This is a genomic window from Microbulbifer maximicatervae (SeqCode), assembly GCF_056231245.1.
In genome coordinates this window covers 1,732,827-1,750,511 of record NZ_CP174334.1, presented here as the reverse complement: position 1 = coordinate 1,750,511, position 17,685 = coordinate 1,732,827, and the positions used below count along the sequence as shown (strand labels likewise).

Genomic DNA, 17,685 nt, shown 5'->3' with positions numbered 1-17,685 from the left:
CTTACCCCTCCTTCTCAATACGGGTCAGGTTGTCCCGCAAAATGGGGCCGTACTCGTACTTGCCCGGGCACACAAAGGTGCACAACGCCAGATCTTCTTCGTCCAGCTCCAGTGCGCCCAGCCTCTGCGCCATTGCAGTATCGCCAACGATCAGGGAGCGCAGCAACTGAGTGGGCAGTACATCCAGCGGCATGACTTTCTCATAACTACCGACCGGTACCATGGCACGCTCAGAACCGTTGGTGCTGGTGGTGAAGTTGAACAGCTTGTTCTTCACCAGGCGCGACAGATAAATCGGGAATACAGAGAAACGCTTATTACCAGCACGCAGATAGTGCAGGAACGGACGCTCATCGCCCTCTTCCAGTACAGAAATCTGGTTGTGGTAGCGACCCAGGTAAGCCATCGGGCCAGCAGCGGTGCGGCCACCGAATACAGAGCCGGAGATGATGCGATCGTTATCGCCTTTCAGCTCATCAGAAGTCAGGGTTTCCAGACTGGCACCGAGGCGGGTGCGCAGCAGACGCGGCTGCTTGACCTGAGGGCCTGCCAGGGAAACGACACGATCGGTAAACAGCTTACCGGTGGTAAACAGTTTGCCTACAGCGATCACATCCTGGTAATTAATGGTAAATACACTGCGGTTGCCAGAAACTGGCTTCAGGTAGTGGATGTGGGTACCGGACAAGCCTGCCGGATGGGGGCCGGCAAAGGTTTCGCGGCGAATATTCGCTGCGCTCGGTACTGGAATATCCGCATCCGGAGCAGTACAGACGTAAGTGGTTTCTGCCAGCTTGGAAAGAATCTCAACGCCCTGGGAGAAGGCTTTGGGATTCTCAGCAATCACTACTTCTGGATTGGCTGCCAGAGGGTTGGTGTCCATCGCATTGATAAACACCGCTACCGGCTCAGCGTCCAGGGCGGGAACGCGGCTGAACGGGCGGGTGCGCAGTGCGGTCCACATGCCGGACTCAACCAGGTTTTCAACGACCTGTTCGCGAGTCAGACCAGACAGTTTATCTGCGCTGTAGCTTTGGAACTGTTCCGCTGCATCGCCGTCTATGCCAATCACGACGGATTGCAGAACACGACGAGCGCCACGGTTAATCGCAACAACACGACCGGCAGCAGGCGCTGTGTAGCGCACGCCTTCAGTTTTTTTGTCGCTAAACAACAGCTGACCAAGATTGACGCGATCCCCTACTGCCACTGCCATTGTCGGCTTCATCCCGTGATAATCGGGGCCGAGAACAGCAACGGTCTTGATCGCAGGTCCTTTTTGAATGACCTGCTCGGGCGCGCCGGATATGGGTAAGTCCAATCCCCGACGGATCTTTCTCATACGCCTATGCCTAAGTTTCTAGTTTAAAAAAATTGCAATAGGACCCACCGTCCCATGCCTGGGATGACGGGTCCTATTGTGGAATTCCGTGCTGCGAGGGCTTATGCCGTATCACCCGTGAACCGGGAGGAAGGAAGCTGACTAATTGGTTGTGCGCGCTAACTTCTCGGCGCACGGCCGCCCCGCAAAATCGCGCGCATTATAAAGACGGGCCAGGATCTTTACCAGCCTGGAAAGTCGTTAAGTGGCACTAAGATCGGAAATTTCTGTTGAAAAAACAGGGATTTGGGGAGGCATGGCGCGGCGACTGGGACAGTCGCCGGAACCCCGCAGTCGGCTCTGGGTACCGACTGCGGCGAGGAGGCTTGACGCCTTAGTCTTCTTTGGGGAACTGCTTATAACGAACGCCAGCCATATCTTCCAGGCAGCGAACCACCTGACAGCTATAGCCGAACTCGTTGTCATACCAGCAGTAGAGCACAGCGTTCTTGCCATCCACGATAGTCGCAGTGGAATCGAATACGCAGGCAACGCGGGAGCCAACAAAATCGCTGGACACCACTTCCGGGGAGTTGGTGAAATCGATCTGCTGACGCAGCGGCGAGTGCAGTGCCACATCGCGCATATATTCGTTCAGCTCTTCCTTGGTGGTCTCTTTACCCAGGTTCAGGTTAAGGATCGCCATGGAAACATTAGGGGTCGGAACGCGAATTGCGTTGCCGGTGAGCTTACCTTTCAGCTCGGGCAGCGCTTTGGCAACCGCCTTGGCAGCACCGGTTTCAGTCAGAACCATATTCAGCGCTGCTGCGCGACCGCGACGCTCACCTTTGTGGTAGTTGTCGATCAGGTTCTGGTCGTTGGTGTAGGCGTGTACAGTTTCTACGTGGCCGTGCTCAACGCCGTAGCCATCCATCATCGCTTTCAGGACAGGCACGATGGCGTTAGTGGTACAGGAAGCGGCGGACAGTACCTTGTCTTCCGGCTTGATGTCGCTGCTGTTGATACCGTAAACGATATTCTTGATATCGCCCTTGCCCGGTGCGGTCAGCAGCACCTTGGAAGCGCCTGGGCTCTGCAGGTGCTGGCTCAGACCTTCTTCATCGCGCCATACACCGGTGCTGTCAACGATAATCGCATCGTCGATACCGTGCTGGGTGTAATCCACTTCCTGAGGGGAGTTGGCGTAGATGATCTTGATTTCGTTACCGTTACAGATCAGGGAGTTGGTCTCCTCGTCCACACGGATAGTGCCCTGGAAGGCGCCATGTACGGAGTCGCGACGCAGCAGAGAAGCGCGCTTCACCAAGTCGTTGGGGGCCTTGCCCTTGCGCAGTACGATAGCGCGCAGACGCAGAACATCACCACTACCAGCCTTGTCGATCAGCAGGCGGGCAACCAGACGGCCGATGCGACCAAAACCGTAGATCACAACATCTTTGGATTCGGGCAGAGGCTTGCCGGCACCCGCTGCGTCGGACAGCTCTTCACGTACAAACTCGTCCACAGACAAGCCGCGATCGTCGCGCATGTACTTGTTGGTCATGGTTCCCAGGTCGATATGTACGGGACCCAGCTCCATCTTGCAGATGGCTTCCAATACAGGGAAGGTTTCAAACTCGGAGAGTTCATTTTCCTCAACCTGACGCACGAAACGGTGCGCTTTCATAATGCTCAGCACTGAGCGATTAACCAGGTTGCGGCCGTACATATAAATACCGACGTTGCTCTCACGGTTGAGCTTTCCAATCATCGGAATCATGGATTCAGCCAGTGCTTCACGCTGTTTCCAGTCCTTGAAAAAGTCCGCGGGCTTCGGTCGCTTCTGAGTCACTATCGGACACCTCTGCAATGTATTTAGTAGGCAAGAAATACGGCCTTGAAACCACTCAGGACCGCATGGCTGCGCATTATAGTGTTCGCTTTACACTGCGCAACTGAGCAAAAAAGAGCCAAAAAAATGTAGTAAAACTACCTTTTTGTAGTCCACCCGAGCGACATTGCGCAATCCATAAAAAAGCGTAGTTGTTCCCGACTGGAAACACAGGCAGGGTTAACATTCCCTGCAAGCAAAACTGTTCGCGGCTACAATAGCCGACCTCGAAGACATCTCGAATGAATGCGCGGATATATAAGGAAAGATGACAGAAATACAGCCCCTGACCCCACCGAAGTTTCGCTCCTCCAGTGACCGACAATTTTGGGGACAACTGCATGGCGCAGCTGCCGCGCTCGCCATCCTCAACGCGGCACGCAATAACAAAGCGCCCACCCTGTTAATCACAAAGGACAGTCTCGAAGCGCACCGTTTAGAGGTGCAATTGAAATTTTTTAACAAAGCGCGGCGAGATAAGGGGGAAAACAGGGAGCTGGAAATTTTCCATTTTCCCGACTGGGAAATTCTCCCCTACGACACCTTCTCTCCCCACCAGGATATCATCTCGGATCGCCTTGCCACCCTCTACCAGCTGCCGAAAATGGGGGCTGGGATCGTCATAATCCCAGTCAGCACCCTGATGCACCGGCTACCGCCCTGCAATTATATTGCCGGCAATGCGCTGATATTGGAGGAGGGGCAGCAGTTTGATATCGATATCCAGCGGAGACTGCTGGAGCAGGCCGGCTACCACTGCGTAGACACCGTCTACGAACACGGCGAATTCGCTGTGCGTGGCTCACTGATGGATATTTTCCCAATGGGCAGCCCCCTGCCCTACCGCATCGATCTGTTCGACGATGAAATTGAATCCCTGCGCACCTTTGACCCGGAAACCCAACGCACCATCGACAAGGTGAAAACCATTCACCTTTTACCTGCACGGGAATTCCCTTTGCACAAGGCTGCCCTGTCAGGGTTTCTGCAAAATTGGCACGGTGAATTCGATAGCGATCCCAGCCAAGTGCCAATTTACCAGGATATCAGTGCAGGAATTGCCCCGGCGGGCATTGAGTACTACCTGCCCCTGTTCTTCGATGGCAACTGCTCAAGCCTGTTCGACTATCTGCCCGAGGGCAGCCAGGCATTTTTACAGGGAGATATCCAACAGCCGCTGGACAATTTCTGGCGCGAAGTCAGCAACCGCTATGAAAGTCGTCGCGGCGACCTGACCCGCCCCATATTGCCACCGCGCCAGATTTTACTGGAAATTGATGAGCTTAACGGTGCCCTGAAGTCCATGCCCCGGGCAATCTTCTCTGCGGAGAGTCTTCCGGAAGCCCAGGGCAACTGTAATTTTGACACTTCCGTACCCCCCTCACTGCCAGTAGATGGCAAGTCCGAACAACCCCTGGCTGCACTGGAAAGCTACCTGATGGAATACTCCGGTCGGGTGCTATTTTGTGCTGAAAGTAGCGGGCGTCGCGAAGCGCTGCTGGAGCTATTAAAGGGCATACGGCTCAGCCCTCCCAGCTTCCAAAGCTGGCAGGACTTCCTCGCAGCAAAGGACACTATCGGCATTACCGTAGCCCCCATCGATCAAGGGCTGCTGCTTAAGGACCCGCAAATCAACCTGATCGCAGAACCGCAGTTATTTGGTGAGCGGGTACTGCAGCAACGCCGCCGTAAAAAAGCCAAAGATGAAGCGGACAACGCGGTTAAAAACCTGGCTGAACTGCGCATGGGCACTCCCGTCGTTCACATTGATCACGGCGTAGGTCGTTATCGCGGCCTACAGCACCTGGAGATCGACGGGCAACCGGCAGAATTCCTGACCCTTGAATATGCCGACGATGCCAAGCTCTACGTACCGGTAGCCAGCCTGCACTTGATCAGCCGCTACTCCGGTGCCGATGAAGCCCTGGCCCCACTGCACAGAATGGGCAGTGAACAGTGGCAAAAAGCCAAACGCAAAGCCGCCGAGAAAGTCCGCGATGCAGCTGCGGAGCTCCTGGATATCTACGCCCGCCGCGAAGCCCGTATTGGCCATGCCTTCGATAACCCTCAATTGGCCTACCGAGAATTTTCCGCAGGTTTCCCCTTCGAGGAAACTCCAGATCAACAACAAGCCATCGAGGCAGTTCTGGGGGATATGCTCTCAGATAAGCCGATGGACCGACTGGTTTGCGGCGACGTGGGATTCGGTAAGACAGAAGTGGCCATGCGGGCTGCATTTGTCTCGGCCCACGCAGGTATGCAAGTGGCCATGCTGGTTCCCACCACCCTGTTGGCCCAGCAACACTATCAATCCTTCCAGGATCGCTTTGCCGATTGGCCGATCAATATCGAGGTGATCTCCCGCTTCCGCTCTGGCAAGGAAGTGGACAGCGTGAAAGAGAAGGTTGCCAGTGGCAAGGTGGATATCCTGGTTGGCACCCACAAGCTGTTGCAAAGCGATCTGGACTTTAAAAATCTCGGCCTGCTGATTATCGACGAAGAACACCGCTTTGGCGTCCGGCAGAAGGAGCGCCTCAAGAGCCTGCGCTCCGAGGTGGATATCCTCAACCTTACCGCCACCCCTATTCCCCGCACCCTAAATATGGCCATGGCCGGTATTCGCGATCTATCGGTGATCGCCACCCCACCAGCGCGGCGTCTCTCTGTGAAAACCTTCGTGCGCGAGCGCGATGATGCCTTGGTAAAAGAGGCTATCCTGCGGGAGATCTTACGCGGCGGTCAGGTGTATTTCCTGCACAACGAAGTCAAAAGCATTGAGCGAATCGCGCGGGAGCTACAGGAGATGATTCCCGAGGCCCGTATCGGCATAGGCCATGGCCAGATGCGCGAACGGGAGCTGGAACAGGTGATGAGCGACTTCTATCACAAGCGCTTTAATGTCCTGGTCTGTACCACCATCATCGAAACCGGTATCGACGTCCCCACAGCCAACACGATACTGATCGAGCGCGCAGACAAGTTCGGCCTGGCCCAGCTTCACCAGTTGCGCGGTCGCGTGGGGCGCTCGCACCACCAGGCCTACGCCTATCTACTGACTCCCAACAAGCGCTCCATGACCAATGACGCCGTGAAGCGCCTGGAAGCGATTAGCGAGGCCCAGGATTTAGGTGCAGGCTTTACCCTGGCTACCCACGACCTGGAAATTCGCGGTGCAGGCGAACTGCTAGGTGAGGAACAAAGCGGGCAGATTCAGAGTGTCGGCTTCAACTTGTATATGGAGATGCTCGACAAGGCAGTGAAGGCCATTCGCGAGGGCCGCACACCGAATATTGACGAACCCCTCGAATCCCCTGCGGTGGACGTCAATCTGCGGGTTGCTGCGCTGATTCCCGAGGACTACCTGCCCGATGTCCACGGCCGTCTGATCATGTACAAACGCATTGCCAATGCCACCGACGGGCAGCAACTGAAAGAACTTCAGGTAGAGATGATCGACCGTTTCGGGCTACTGCCGGAATCGGTAAAACACTTGTTCCGCACCACGGAGATCAAGTTAAAGGCCGAGAATATGGGCATCCGCAAACTTGAGGCCTCTGCGGCAAGAGGGCGTATCGAATTTGCGGAGAATACCCGTGTAGATCCGCTCACTTTGGTTAAGATGGTGCAAACCCAGCCGGGACGCTACCAGCTGGCCGGCGCCAACCAACTGAATTTCAGTCTCGATGAGGAGGGTACTGATCGCAAGCTCCAGGAAATTAACGAAGTTCTGGAAAAGCTTGCACAGTGATACCATCCGGCAGGCAGCAGCGGGAGCTGGCGGCAAAACTAATTAGTCTCCTACTCCCGCTTAAACGGCCTGTCGGCAATGACACCCTCGGCACCCAAATAGAATTGTTTAAGTGGTAAACCCATGAAAAGGATAATTAGCCTCTGCTCAACCCTGGCGCTCACGCTGGCAGCAACCAGTGCCCAGGCCGTCAACTACGCTGGCAATACTTTCGAAATAGAAATGATCGTATTCGAGCGCCCCCAGGGGATGGAAAGAACCGCAGAGACCTGGCCGACGGCACCCCGTCTTCAGTATCCATCAAAGTGGATCGACTTTGACACCCTGCGCACCCCAACTCAGCCAACAGAGGATGAGGTGCTATCGCTTGAAGACATCATCTCGAGCCCAGAAACGAGCGGCCCAGCCGATATTGAATCATCGGAGCTTGAGGGCGACGCATCTACTAGTTCGCAGAACTCTGAGCAAGCACAAAGAAACTTGCTGCTAAGACCTGTACCCAGGCTGCTGGACAACAAAGCCGCCGCAATTTCCAGGGCTGGTGACAGGGTCCTGTTTCACAAGGCCTGGCGCCAGGTTTTAAATACCAAGAGAAACTCTCCGGCCATTCTGATTGATGGCGGTAGCCAGCTCAGCGGCCACAGCCAGCTTGAGGGATCTATCACCCTGAGTGTCGCTCGCTATTTACATATCAGTACTAATTTGTGGCTCAGCGATTTTTATACGCAACCCGGGGAACACAGTATTCTTCTTCCTCAACGCCCACAAAATAAAATCGAAAAGCCGCTACAAATCCTAACCGGCAATTACAGTGATATTGAAAATTCATATTCACAAAATAACGGGTTTGATATCGAAAATAGTCAGGGCGCAATTAACACAACTGAGCCACTCACACTGGGCGAGCCGGAATTTATAAAAGAAGAGCCATTATATGTAGCCCATACTGCGAGACTGCAACACGAGAGACGTTTGCGTAGCGGACAACTTCATTATATCGACCACCCTGCATTTGGAATTCTTATTGAAGTGCGCACTGTAGCCAAACCCAAAGAAGATTCGCAAAATATGGATATGCTTAATTCCGACCAAGAAAAAGATAACCGCACGGAAAGTTAATTTATTTAAATAATCGACTTTCGCCAAAAGCCCCAGCAAATCTTGCCGGGGCTGTTATTTTAAATATACCTTTAAAACTCTTCACCTCAAACGAATTAATTTCACCATCACTGCAAGCACACCCCACCCAACCGATATTTAATCAATTTATCTTTAATCAAAATACAGCCAGCAAACAAGCAAATACCGCCACCCCACAACAACAAAAAAATTACTATCAGTAGGCCAATATTCCGGGAGTATTAAAGTAATAATTAGCACAGGGTATTGCGCACAATAAACTCACTCATATACACACAATTACATTGGGGGCTTTAGGCGGGGCGGGATATGACCAAACCTACAAAGAGGGACACAAATGCAACTTAAAGAAGAAAAGCCTATATCCACTGCAAAGTAGCAAACAAAAAAGCGGATCATAAAGATCCGCTTTTCAGAGGCGCTGACAGGGCCGGCGTCAATTGAGCCGCAGGACCCTACACGACAACAGTTCTTTCAACGAGTGATCTATAAATCACTCACAGGGAACAACATCTTCCGCCAGCAGTCCTTTGTCACCTTGTTGCATTTCGAACTCTACCGCCTGCCCCTCATTAAGGGTTTTGTAGCCCTCGCCGCGAATGCTGCGATAGTGAACGAAAATATCTTCAGTTCCTTCTCCACAGGTGATGAAGCCATAACCCCGTGCGTTATTAAACCACTTCACTGTACCTGTAACGCGATCACTCATTGAGAAAACCTCATTATTGTTATTGCGCCTACCTCTTTTACCTCACTGCTCAATTCGGCAAGAGGGGCAAACGCCACCCCATTGTTAACAAACTGCTCCATGCAGAATGCTATCTTGCTTAATCCGATGAGCATATACTCAAAGGACGTACCCTGATTCTTAGATAAAACAGCGCCAGTGTCTAGTTTTCTATGTGAAATAAATACTACGTTTTTCCCAATATGCGTAATTAACCGTCAAAATCTTCAATAGTGCTCAATTAGAAACTAATCATTTGTACCTTATTGCACTCCCATTCCTCAACTGTCTAACGCGGCCTCTCGCGTTAATGAAGGTATATCGGCAATATGTAATGTTGAGGTTGGGAATGCACAGGATGCCCCATATCCCTCAATTATTTTAAGAATCGTTAATAGAACATCCTGTTTTACTTCATGATAACGAACCCAATCGGTAGTGCGGGTAAACGTATATATAAAGAAATCCAAAGAAGAGGAAGCAAAACTATTAAAATTAACAATAAGCGTACGATTAGAATCAATTTCCGGATGTTCCTGTAACATATTTTTAACATCCGCCACGATTGCCGCCATATGATGGGCATCTTCATAACGAATACCAATCGTTTCAAAAATCCTACGATTTAACATACGGGAAGGATTTTCTACCGCAATCTGGGTGAAGATGCCATTGGGAACATAGACGGGTCGCATATCAAAAGTGCGGATTCTGGTCAGGCGCCAACCGATATCTTCCACGGTCCCCTCAATCTCCTTATCGGGGGAGCGAATCCAGTCGCCCACCGCAAAGGGCCGATCCAGATAGATCATCAGGCCGCCGAAAAAGTTTGCCAGCAGGTCCTTGGCCGCAAAACCGACAGCCAGTCCGCCAATACCACCAAATGCCAAAACACCGCTGACGCTATAACCCAGGAACTGCATGACCACAATTCCCGCCGTGATCACGATTGAGGCCCTGACCAGTTTGCCGATCGCACGTACCGTAGTGGCATCCATCGGCTTGCCCATATAGCGCGGATCGCACAGATTGTGTTCCACGCTGTGTGAGAATCGCCAGGCAAACCAGGCCATCACCAGGATCAAGCCTATTTCCCGCGTCGGTGCAGCCAGGGAGAATATCTCGGCTCCAGTGGCGTCCCCCGCTCGCTGGGCAGCGACAGTCAAGCCCAGCAGCCATACCAGTACCTGCCCGGGAGGGGAGAGTGCCCCAACCAAAGCATCATCCCAGGGATTAACCGTCTTTTCCGCCTTAATGGCCATGCGCTGCACAAACCGGCCAAATAACCAGGCCAACACCCCAGACGCAAGTACTATGAGGAAAACAGAAACTATCCAGACCCGGTTCTCACCAAGCCAGGACAACAGCACGCTCTCAACGGACTCCACTCGAACCCCTCCGCTTTAACCAACAATCAGTAATATCCGTACAGCACCTTCTCAATAGACGACAGATTTAAACAACTTATCTCAACGCATTATGGAAGCTAACCACTCCCTGGTTCTGTGCCACCGCGCACTCTTCTCAAGCTCCTCCCAGGAGCCGATCACCGGCCTGCCACCCATGGCCGACAACCGATGAGTAGACTCCGGTTTGGGCACAAAGGTATCCAGTGCCGCCAGCGCCTCAAAAGCGCCGACACGATTGTTGCATACGATACCCATATCACAACCGGCTTCCAGGGCTGCGCGAATCCTATCGCCATAGCCTCCGGCCGCACCCGCCCCTTCCATAGACAGATCATCACTAAAAATCACTCCATTGAATCCCAGCTGTCGCCGCAATACATCCTGTAGCCAATAGCGGGAGAATCCCACCGGCTGGCTATCAATGTTGATGAAGCGGATATGGGCCGGCATCACCGCGGTAAGTTCCTGGGTTCCAATACAATCGATAAACGGAAGTGCATCGGTTGCCAAGACCTGATCCAACGAGCGCTTATCCTCTGGCAACTCCACATGACTGTCTTCCAGCACGTGGCCATGCCCCGGAAAATGCTTGCCTGTCGTGGCCATTCCCGCTTCGCGCATCCCTTGGATAAAGGGGCGAGCCAGTGCGGTTAACTGGGCCGGATCGGGACAAAAACTCCGATCGCCGATCACCCTGCTGTGACTGTCATCCGCATCCAAAACCGGCGCGAAGCTAAAATCCACTCCTACAGCCAGCAACTCTGCGGCCAGCAGCCACCCCACATCCTGCAACTGCTCGTTACTGGCGACAGCACTAAGGGCCTGCATTGAGGGTATTCGCGTAAAGTCATCGCGAAACCGCTGAACCCTGCCACCCTCCTGATCTACCGCTAGCAGGATCTCTGGTCGCACCGCACGGATGGAGTTAACCAATTGGATAAGCTGCTGGCGATCCCGATAGTTTCTCGCAAAAAAGATCAGCCCGCCCACCATCGGATGCCGAAGCAACTCACAGTCTTCCTCGGTGAGTTCAAGCCCCTCGATATCCACCATGACCGGTCCGGGTGGTAAAGACATATTAAGTTCCTTATCGATTTAAGAGTGCGCCCACTAATTATCTACCTTCAACATGGCCGAAGCAGCGGGTACCAATCGCTCAAGAGTCTGGGTCAGGGTACTGTCAGAACCGAAATCCTCCCGCAGGATAGCCTCAATCGCATCGTGGCTCGACAGTGTGAAAATGGTCGCTCCCAGCATAAAGTAGAGGCGCCAATAGAAAGTTTCTGGGTCCAAGCCCGGTAACGCTTCAGCCAGCAATCCGGCAAAACGGCGGTAAGTATCCCCGTATCGAGATACGATAAATCGACGCAAATGCCCCTGGAACTGGGTATAGGCCAATCCTAAAAGACGCATAAATCGCTGTGGATCCTTTCCCTCCAGCCCAAGGCTTCCCAACCCAACTCGATACAGGCATTCGATCAGCTCCTCCACCCCCAGGGGCTGCCCCAGGGCAATACGGCGATCAAGCTCTTCTTCCAGAGCGTTAGTGAAAGGCGTTAGAAAGCGTTCAAATACCGCCTGTATCAATTCTTTCTTGGAGCCGAAATGGTAGTTAACTGCCGCCAGATTAACCCCGGCCGTGCTCGTAATTGTTCTCAATGAGGTTTCAGGAAAACCCCGTTCAGCAAACAGCACTTCCGCTGCATCGAGTATCCGGCTGACCGTATCTATCTGGCTCATAAGTATCAAACCACCATTTAAAACATACGTTTAATCGACGCCAGAGTAGCATATTCTCACTGATCTAGAGCCCGCCAGCTAAGCTCTCCACTCAGCAAGGTACAAGAGTAAAAATAACAGGGAAATGTATGTCAGGCGGTAAGATCAATACTGCAGGAGTTGATCTCCCGCCAACTTGTGCAAGTACGCCACCCCACCAGCCGGCATAGCCTTTTAGTCCGGAGGCAGCTTTAACAAAAATAACTTTGAAAATTTTTTCGGTATTTTAAGATCGCCCGAATAATTATTCCTTCACCTGCATATATTTCATAATCAGGGCCGCAGCCTCCTCCACACTATCAACGATATGAAAAAGGTCTAGATCACTGGCATCGATACAATCGCGCTCTAACACTGTATCTACCAACCAATCGTACAGCCCGCTCCAGTAACGCTTACCTACCAACACAATTGGGAAACGCCGCACTTTCTGCGTTTGCACCAAGGTAAGAGCTTCAAACAGCTCATCCAACGTGCCGTAGCCACCGGGAAGTCCAACGAATCCAAGTGCGTGTTTTACAAACATAAATTTCCGTACAAAAAAGTATCGGAAGTTCAAACTAATGTCCTGATATGGATTTGCCGCCTGTTCAAAAGGCAGCTCTATGTTTAACCCAATTGATGCGCCGGGCTGCCCGAAAGCCCCTCGGTTACAAGCCTCCATCAGCCCCGGCCCACCACCGGTAATCACGGGGATCCCTTCAGCCGCGAGCAACTCTCCCAACTTTACCCCCTGCTGATATTCAGGACTGTCCTCTGTAAATCTCGCCCCTCCAAACACTGTCACTGCACCACCTAACGCTATCAGCCGCTCTATCCCATCTACCAATTCAGACTGAATACGAAGCACTCTCCAGGCTTCCGGCATTTTTGCATCCAGCATTATTTTTCCCTCTTTGTCAGTTCCTTCAACGCTTTCTTCTCTCTTTACTTTCTCCATCAATGTAGCAGCTCACAAAGACTAAAACCTGAGGATTGCACGAACAACAAATCTGTATATAATTCCAGCAACTGTATATAAATACAGAAAACTAGGTAAATCTATGACCAATCTCACCGCTCGTCAGTCCCAGGTTCTCGACCTGATCAAGTCTTATCTGGATGAAACTGGCTACCCGCCAACGCGGGCAGAAATTGCCCAGGAACTCGGCTTCCGCTCACCCAATGCCGCCGAGGAACACCTGAAAGCGCTCGCCAGAAAAGGCGCCATTGAGATGGTTGCCGGCGCTTCCCGAGGCATTCGAATTCCGGATCACCAATCCGGCTTGCCGATTGTGGGTAGAGTAGCTGCGGGGAATCCCATACTCGCCAGCGAACATATTGAAGATTACTGCGACTTGCCCGCGAGCTTCTTCCATCCTCCCGCAGATTATTTGTTGAGGGTGCATGGTATGAGTATGCGAGATGCGGGCATTCTCGATGGAGACTTGCTGGCAGTGCAAAAGACCGAGCAAGTGCGCAATGGCCAAATCGTCGTTGCCCGTATCGATGACGAAGTCACAGTGAAACGCTTTCGCCGCAAGGGAAATCAGGCAACCGTTCAGTTGCTACCTGAAAATGATGACTTTGAGTTAATTCAAGTCGATATGAGAGATAAGAACTTTGTGATTGAGGGATTAGCCGTAGGGGTTATTCGCCAAACGCCTTAAGCCCCCAAAAACGACAACAGCGGCCATTGGCCGCTGTTGTTAAGACTCGAACTAACGCTGATGTTAGTGAATAGTATGATTTACCGGCATTAAATCGTCTTCTTCCTCGAAGTAACCAGCCTCAAGATCGTCTAGATTTTGTACGGCTTCAATACCCGCTTCCAACATAGCCCTTGCCACAGCAACCTTGTTCTTGCGCAGAAACTGAAGGCTTTCCGCAGAAAAAGAAATGCTTACCAAAGGGTCCTCTTTATGGCCAGCACGACGCAAAGCTACATCGCCATTAGCCAGCTCGATTATTTCAAAAGTTTCGGAGGACATTCGCTTTTCCTTCACGGCACAACAGTTTGCGCCCAGTGTACCACAGGCTTGCGATAAGTTTCATTCCTCCAATTTGAGAGGCTTCTGGCTCCTGACTTTCGAGGCAGTCTATTACCAGCACGCTGTATCAAAGGATTATCTAAACCACTGAAGAGATCACAAGAGAAGAGTGAATTGCTTTATACGTTACACAGGTTGTGTCGAGTGGGCCACAACTACCCCATTGTGGCCCACTCAAAGGACAGCGAACTTTCTCGCAGAGGTACGCCTAATATCTACAACCTTCAAAATTCGCAGAAATATTACGAACCTATTCAGAAGTTCACCGAGGTCGAGTAAGCGTATTAGTTAACATTCATCCAAGTGAGCGCGCTGCCTCACCACCAACTCACTCAGCGAGCGATGCCACTGAAGCAATAATTCTTTGGACAAAGGTGCAAACTCGGGCTTGGCAACTTCGTTGTGTAGCGGGATTAAATTAACCTGTTGCTGTTTTTCATCAGCACCCACAGATATTTTCTGCTGCTCTTCCCAGGCGTAAAGCATATGGGATAACCAACTCTGCGGGTCGCCGACCAGGCCGGACAGCTCACTGGCCTCTGCACTAGCCCTACCCTGAACGCCCAGCGCATCAATGATCAACTGCGGAGACTCCGGTTCGAATCCCAGCTGAAGTTGGGCTGCCTGCTCTGCAAGAAAAGCCCGATAGGCCTTGCACAACTGCATCAACGCTGCCTCTTCCAGCGCATCGCGCTGGAGAGGTAAGTCCCACGACTGTTGCAGCAACAGCTGGCTCTTGCGTAGAGCCGAAGTGACATGAATCGTGTAAGAGTTACTCATTACCTACTTCTTTGCCGCTGTCTTTTTAGCTGCCGGTTTCTTGCGCTTGGCAGCAGTGCTCTTGGTGGAGGCCTCTACTTTCCAACCACCATCGCGATAAAAAGCACGCCAACCGGTCGCCTTGCCCTCTTCCTCAGATTGAACATATTGCTCCTGGGTTTTGCGGCTAAATCGAACTACGGTATCCCGCCCACTGTCATCTTGAGTCGGTGCAGAGAATAGGAAGCTGTATTTTGGATCGATCTCACTCTGGTGAGGCAGCAGCTCTTTAACCAGGGGCGCACGGGTCTCACGGTTTTTCGGGAACTGGCTGGCAGCCAGGAATAGACCCGAGGCACCATCGCGTAGGATATAGTGATCCTCCACTTTGATACAGGCCAATTCCGGCATGGGAACCGGATCCATTTTCGGTGGCGCCGGCTGCCCATTTTTCAGCAGCTTGCGGGTGTTTTTACAGTCTTCATTGGTACAGCCGAAGTACTTGCCAAAGCGACCAGACTTCAACTGCATATCACTGCCACACTTATCGCACTCAATAATGGGGCCGTCATAGCCTTTAATTTTAAAAGTGCCCTGCTCAATCTCGTAGCCATTGCAATCCGGGTTATTGCCACAGATATGCAATTTACGCTGCTCATCTAACAGGTAGCTATCCATAGCCGTGCCGCACTTGCCGCAGCGGCGCTTCTCCCGCAGCAACCTGGATTCAGCTTCCTCGTCCTTATCCGCATCGACCGCCTCATCACCAGAAACCAGGTTCATGGTATTGGTACAACGCTCTTTTGGCGGCAGTGCGTATCCAGAGCACCCCAGGAATACACCGGTGGAGCCAGTGCGGATCTGCATATGGCGGCCACATTTGGTGCACTCGATATCGGTGTCTGTCGGCGTATTGCGACGCATACCTTCATCGGCAGACTGGGCTTTTTCCAGGCGCCCGGAAAAGTCCTGATAAAACTCATCGAGCAGTTGCTTCCAACCCTTATCGCCGTCGGCAACCGCATCCAGGGATTCCTCCAGGTTTGCGGTAAATCCGTAGTCCATCAGGTTCTTGAAGCTTTCGCTGAGACGGTCGGTAACAATATCCCCCATTTTCTCAGCGTAAAAACGACGGTTTTCCAAGCGGACATAACCGCGATCCTGGATCGTGGAAATAATGGAAGCATAGGTGGAGGGGCGTCCGATACCGCGCTTCTCCAGTTCCTTAACCAGGGCCGCTTCACTAAACCGCGCAGGCGGCTTGGTAAAGTGCTGCTTGGGATCCAGCTGTTGCAGGGATAGCTTTTCGCCTACCTTCACATCTGGAAGCACCAGATCTTCATCTTTTTTGCCGCTCGGTGGCGCAACTTTCAGGAAACCATCGAAACGAATTACTCGACCCCGCGCACGCAATTCAAAGTCACCTGCGCTGACCACGATTGAAGAGGAGGTAAATTGGGCAGGCGTCATCTGGCAGGCCACGAACTGCTGCCAAATCAGGTTGTATAACCTCTCCGCATCCCGCTCAACACCGGACAACATATTTGGGGCGATACGAACATCGGATGGGCGAATCGCTTCGTGCGCCTCTTGAGCGCCCTCTTTACTGCTGTAGTTATTGGGGCTCTCTGGAAGATACTTATCGCCGTAATTCTCGGCAATATAATCCCGTGCAGATTCCACAGCCTCTTTACTGAGATTGGTGGAATCTGTACGCATGTAGGTGATATGACCGGCTTCATACAAGCGCTGGGCCAGGGTCATGGTCTTCTTCACACTGAAGCCAAGGCGGTTACTGGCCGCCTGCTGCAAGGTGGAAGTAATAAATGGTGCGCTGGGCTTGGAGCTGGTTGGCTTATCGTCACGGGCGGAAACAACAAACTCACTGGACTGAAGCTGCTTGGCAGCACTCATTGCCAGCTCTTCGTTGGTAGGACGGAAAGCCTCACCAGCCTGCTTTTTCACTTCGAGGCGCAGCTTGGAAGCCTTTGCCGTCGCCGTATCGGCAAACAAGGTCCAGTACTCTTCCGGGATAAACGCGCGAATCTCCCGCTCCCGCTCAACTACGAGGCGGACCGCAACAGATTGCACACGACCCGCAGACAGGCCCCTGGCCACTTTTTCCCACAGTAGAGGGGACACCATATAGCCAACGATTCGATCGAGGAAACGGCGCGCTTGCTGGGCGTTTACCCGATTAATATTCAGACGGCCGGGATCTTTAAAGGCCTCCTGAATCGCAGACTTGGTAATTTCATTAAACACTACCCGGCGGTAGCGATCGTTATCGCCACCAATTGCTTCACGCAAATGCCAGGCAATTGCCTCTCCCTCGCGATCCAAGTCCGTTGCGAGATAGATATGATCGGCGCCTTCGGCGAGTTTTTGTAACTCACTCACCACTTTCTCTTTACCCGGCAGTATCTCGTAGTGGGCTTGCCACTCGTGATCCGGGTCGATCCCCATACGCTTAATCAGCTGATCGCGGTTTTTCTTCCGCTTATAAGCCTCTTTCGCCTCGGGGGAAAGCTTGCGTGTTTCCGCTGCACGACGGGCGCGCTCCTTTGCGTCAACCGGCTGTTTATTGCCCCCACCTGTGGGCAAATCGCGAATATGGCCGACACTGGACTTCACAACAAAGTCCTTGCCGAGATATTTATTGATGGTTTTCGCTTTGGCCGGTGATTCGACGATGACCAGTGATTTACCCATAAGCCTTTGATTTCAAATGAAAATTTACTGCTATTGCAAGTCTTTCAAGCCCTCTTATCGGGCTTGTGCTGCGCGAATATATAAGCCTCACTTCAAGCGCGGTCAAGCAAAGCTGACAATTTTCCACTCACAGTCACCAAAATTGGCACTGGGCAGTCCGCCTAAATGC

At 52.3% G+C, this 17,685-nt stretch carries 13 protein-coding genes; 3 read left to right on the top strand and 10 right to left on the bottom strand.

The annotated features are described in order from the left end of the window. Position 1 precedes the first annotated feature (1 nt). Both ACJJIS_RS07575 and ACJJIS_RS07570 read right to left on the bottom strand, forming a co-directional pair. Positions 2 to 1,342: a Na(+)-translocating NADH-quinone reductase subunit A gene (locus ACJJIS_RS07575; RefSeq protein ID WP_475709895.1), complete on the bottom strand. Its 1,341-nt coding sequence runs from the start codon at positions 1,340 to 1,342 to the stop codon at positions 2 to 4. A gap of 373 nt (positions 1,343 to 1,715) precedes the next feature. Continuing rightward, positions 1,716 to 3,176: a glyceraldehyde-3-phosphate dehydrogenase gene (locus tag ACJJIS_RS07570; RefSeq protein WP_444916215.1), complete on the bottom strand. Its 1,461-nt coding sequence runs from the start codon at positions 3,174 to 3,176 to the stop codon at positions 1,716 to 1,718. A gap of 304 nt (positions 3,177 to 3,480) precedes the next feature. Between ACJJIS_RS07570 and mfd the strand changes: the two genes are divergently transcribed. Both mfd and ACJJIS_RS07560 read left to right on the top strand, forming a co-directional pair. Continuing rightward, positions 3,481 to 6,960, top strand: coding sequence for a transcription-repair coupling factor (mfd, locus tag ACJJIS_RS07565; RefSeq protein WP_475709894.1), 3,480 nt, complete (start codon positions 3,481 to 3,483; stop codon positions 6,958 to 6,960). 123 nt (positions 6,961 to 7,083) lie between these two features. Beyond that, positions 7,084 to 8,079, top strand: coding sequence for a CsiV family protein (locus tag ACJJIS_RS07560; RefSeq protein ID WP_444897697.1), 996 nt, complete (start codon positions 7,084 to 7,086; stop codon positions 8,077 to 8,079). 514 nt (positions 8,080 to 8,593) lie between these two features. Here ACJJIS_RS07560 and ACJJIS_RS07555 read toward each other — a convergent pair. The 5 genes from ACJJIS_RS07555 to ACJJIS_RS07535 form a co-directional block, all read right to left on the bottom strand. After that, the gene (locus ACJJIS_RS07555) at positions 8,594 to 8,809 is read right to left on the bottom strand and encodes a cold-shock protein (protein ID WP_020413094.1); all 216 of its coding nucleotides are present in this window, start codon (positions 8,807 to 8,809) and stop codon (positions 8,594 to 8,596) included. A 299-nt stretch (positions 8,810 to 9,108) separates the two neighbouring features. Beyond that, a complete protein-coding gene (locus tag ACJJIS_RS07550) occupies positions 9,109 to 10,215 on the bottom strand; it encodes a mechanosensitive ion channel family protein (RefSeq protein ID WP_413662432.1) in 1,107 nt (368 codons plus the stop codon). A gap of 81 nt (positions 10,216 to 10,296) precedes the next feature. After that, complete coding sequence (gene nagZ, locus ACJJIS_RS07545; RefSeq protein WP_444897698.1) at positions 10,297 to 11,313, bottom strand: beta-N-acetylhexosaminidase; 1,017 nt, start codon at positions 11,311 to 11,313, stop codon at positions 10,297 to 10,299. A gap of 33 nt (positions 11,314 to 11,346) precedes the next feature. Beyond that, positions 11,347 to 11,976 carry a TetR/AcrR family transcriptional regulator gene (locus tag ACJJIS_RS07540; RefSeq protein ID WP_282932323.1) on the bottom strand — a complete coding sequence of 210 codons (630 nt, stop codon included), beginning with the start codon at positions 11,974 to 11,976 and terminating at the stop codon, positions 11,347 to 11,349. 283 nt (positions 11,977 to 12,259) lie between these two features. Beyond that, a complete protein-coding gene (locus tag ACJJIS_RS07535) occupies positions 12,260 to 12,955 on the bottom strand; it encodes an LOG family protein (protein WP_475709893.1) in 696 nt (231 codons plus the stop codon). Between the two features lie 103 nt (positions 12,956 to 13,058). On the opposite strand from ACJJIS_RS07535, the gene lexA reads away from it, so the two are divergent. Beyond that, positions 13,059 to 13,664: a transcriptional repressor LexA gene (gene lexA / locus ACJJIS_RS07530; protein ID WP_444893501.1), complete on the top strand. Its 606-nt coding sequence runs from the start codon at positions 13,059 to 13,061 to the stop codon at positions 13,662 to 13,664. Between the two features lie 63 nt (positions 13,665 to 13,727). Here the strand turns inward: lexA and ACJJIS_RS07525 are convergent, their stop codons facing one another. From ACJJIS_RS07525 to topA, 3 genes are all read right to left on the bottom strand, one after another. Further along, on the bottom strand, positions 13,728 to 13,985 hold the full coding sequence (locus ACJJIS_RS07525) for a hypothetical protein (protein WP_282932320.1): 258 nt from the start codon (positions 13,983 to 13,985) through the stop codon (positions 13,728 to 13,730). Positions 13,986 to 14,333: 348 nt separating this feature from the next. Continuing rightward, complete coding sequence (locus tag ACJJIS_RS07520; RefSeq protein ID WP_475709892.1) at positions 14,334 to 14,825, bottom strand: DUF6586 family protein; 492 nt, start codon at positions 14,823 to 14,825, stop codon at positions 14,334 to 14,336. Positions 14,826 to 14,828: 3 nt separating this feature from the next. Further along, positions 14,829 to 17,516 (bottom strand): type I DNA topoisomerase, encoded by a 2,688-nt coding sequence (gene topA, locus ACJJIS_RS07515; protein WP_475709891.1) that lies wholly within the window; start codon positions 17,514 to 17,516, stop codon positions 14,829 to 14,831. Between the last annotated feature and the right edge of the window lie 169 nt (positions 17,517 to 17,685).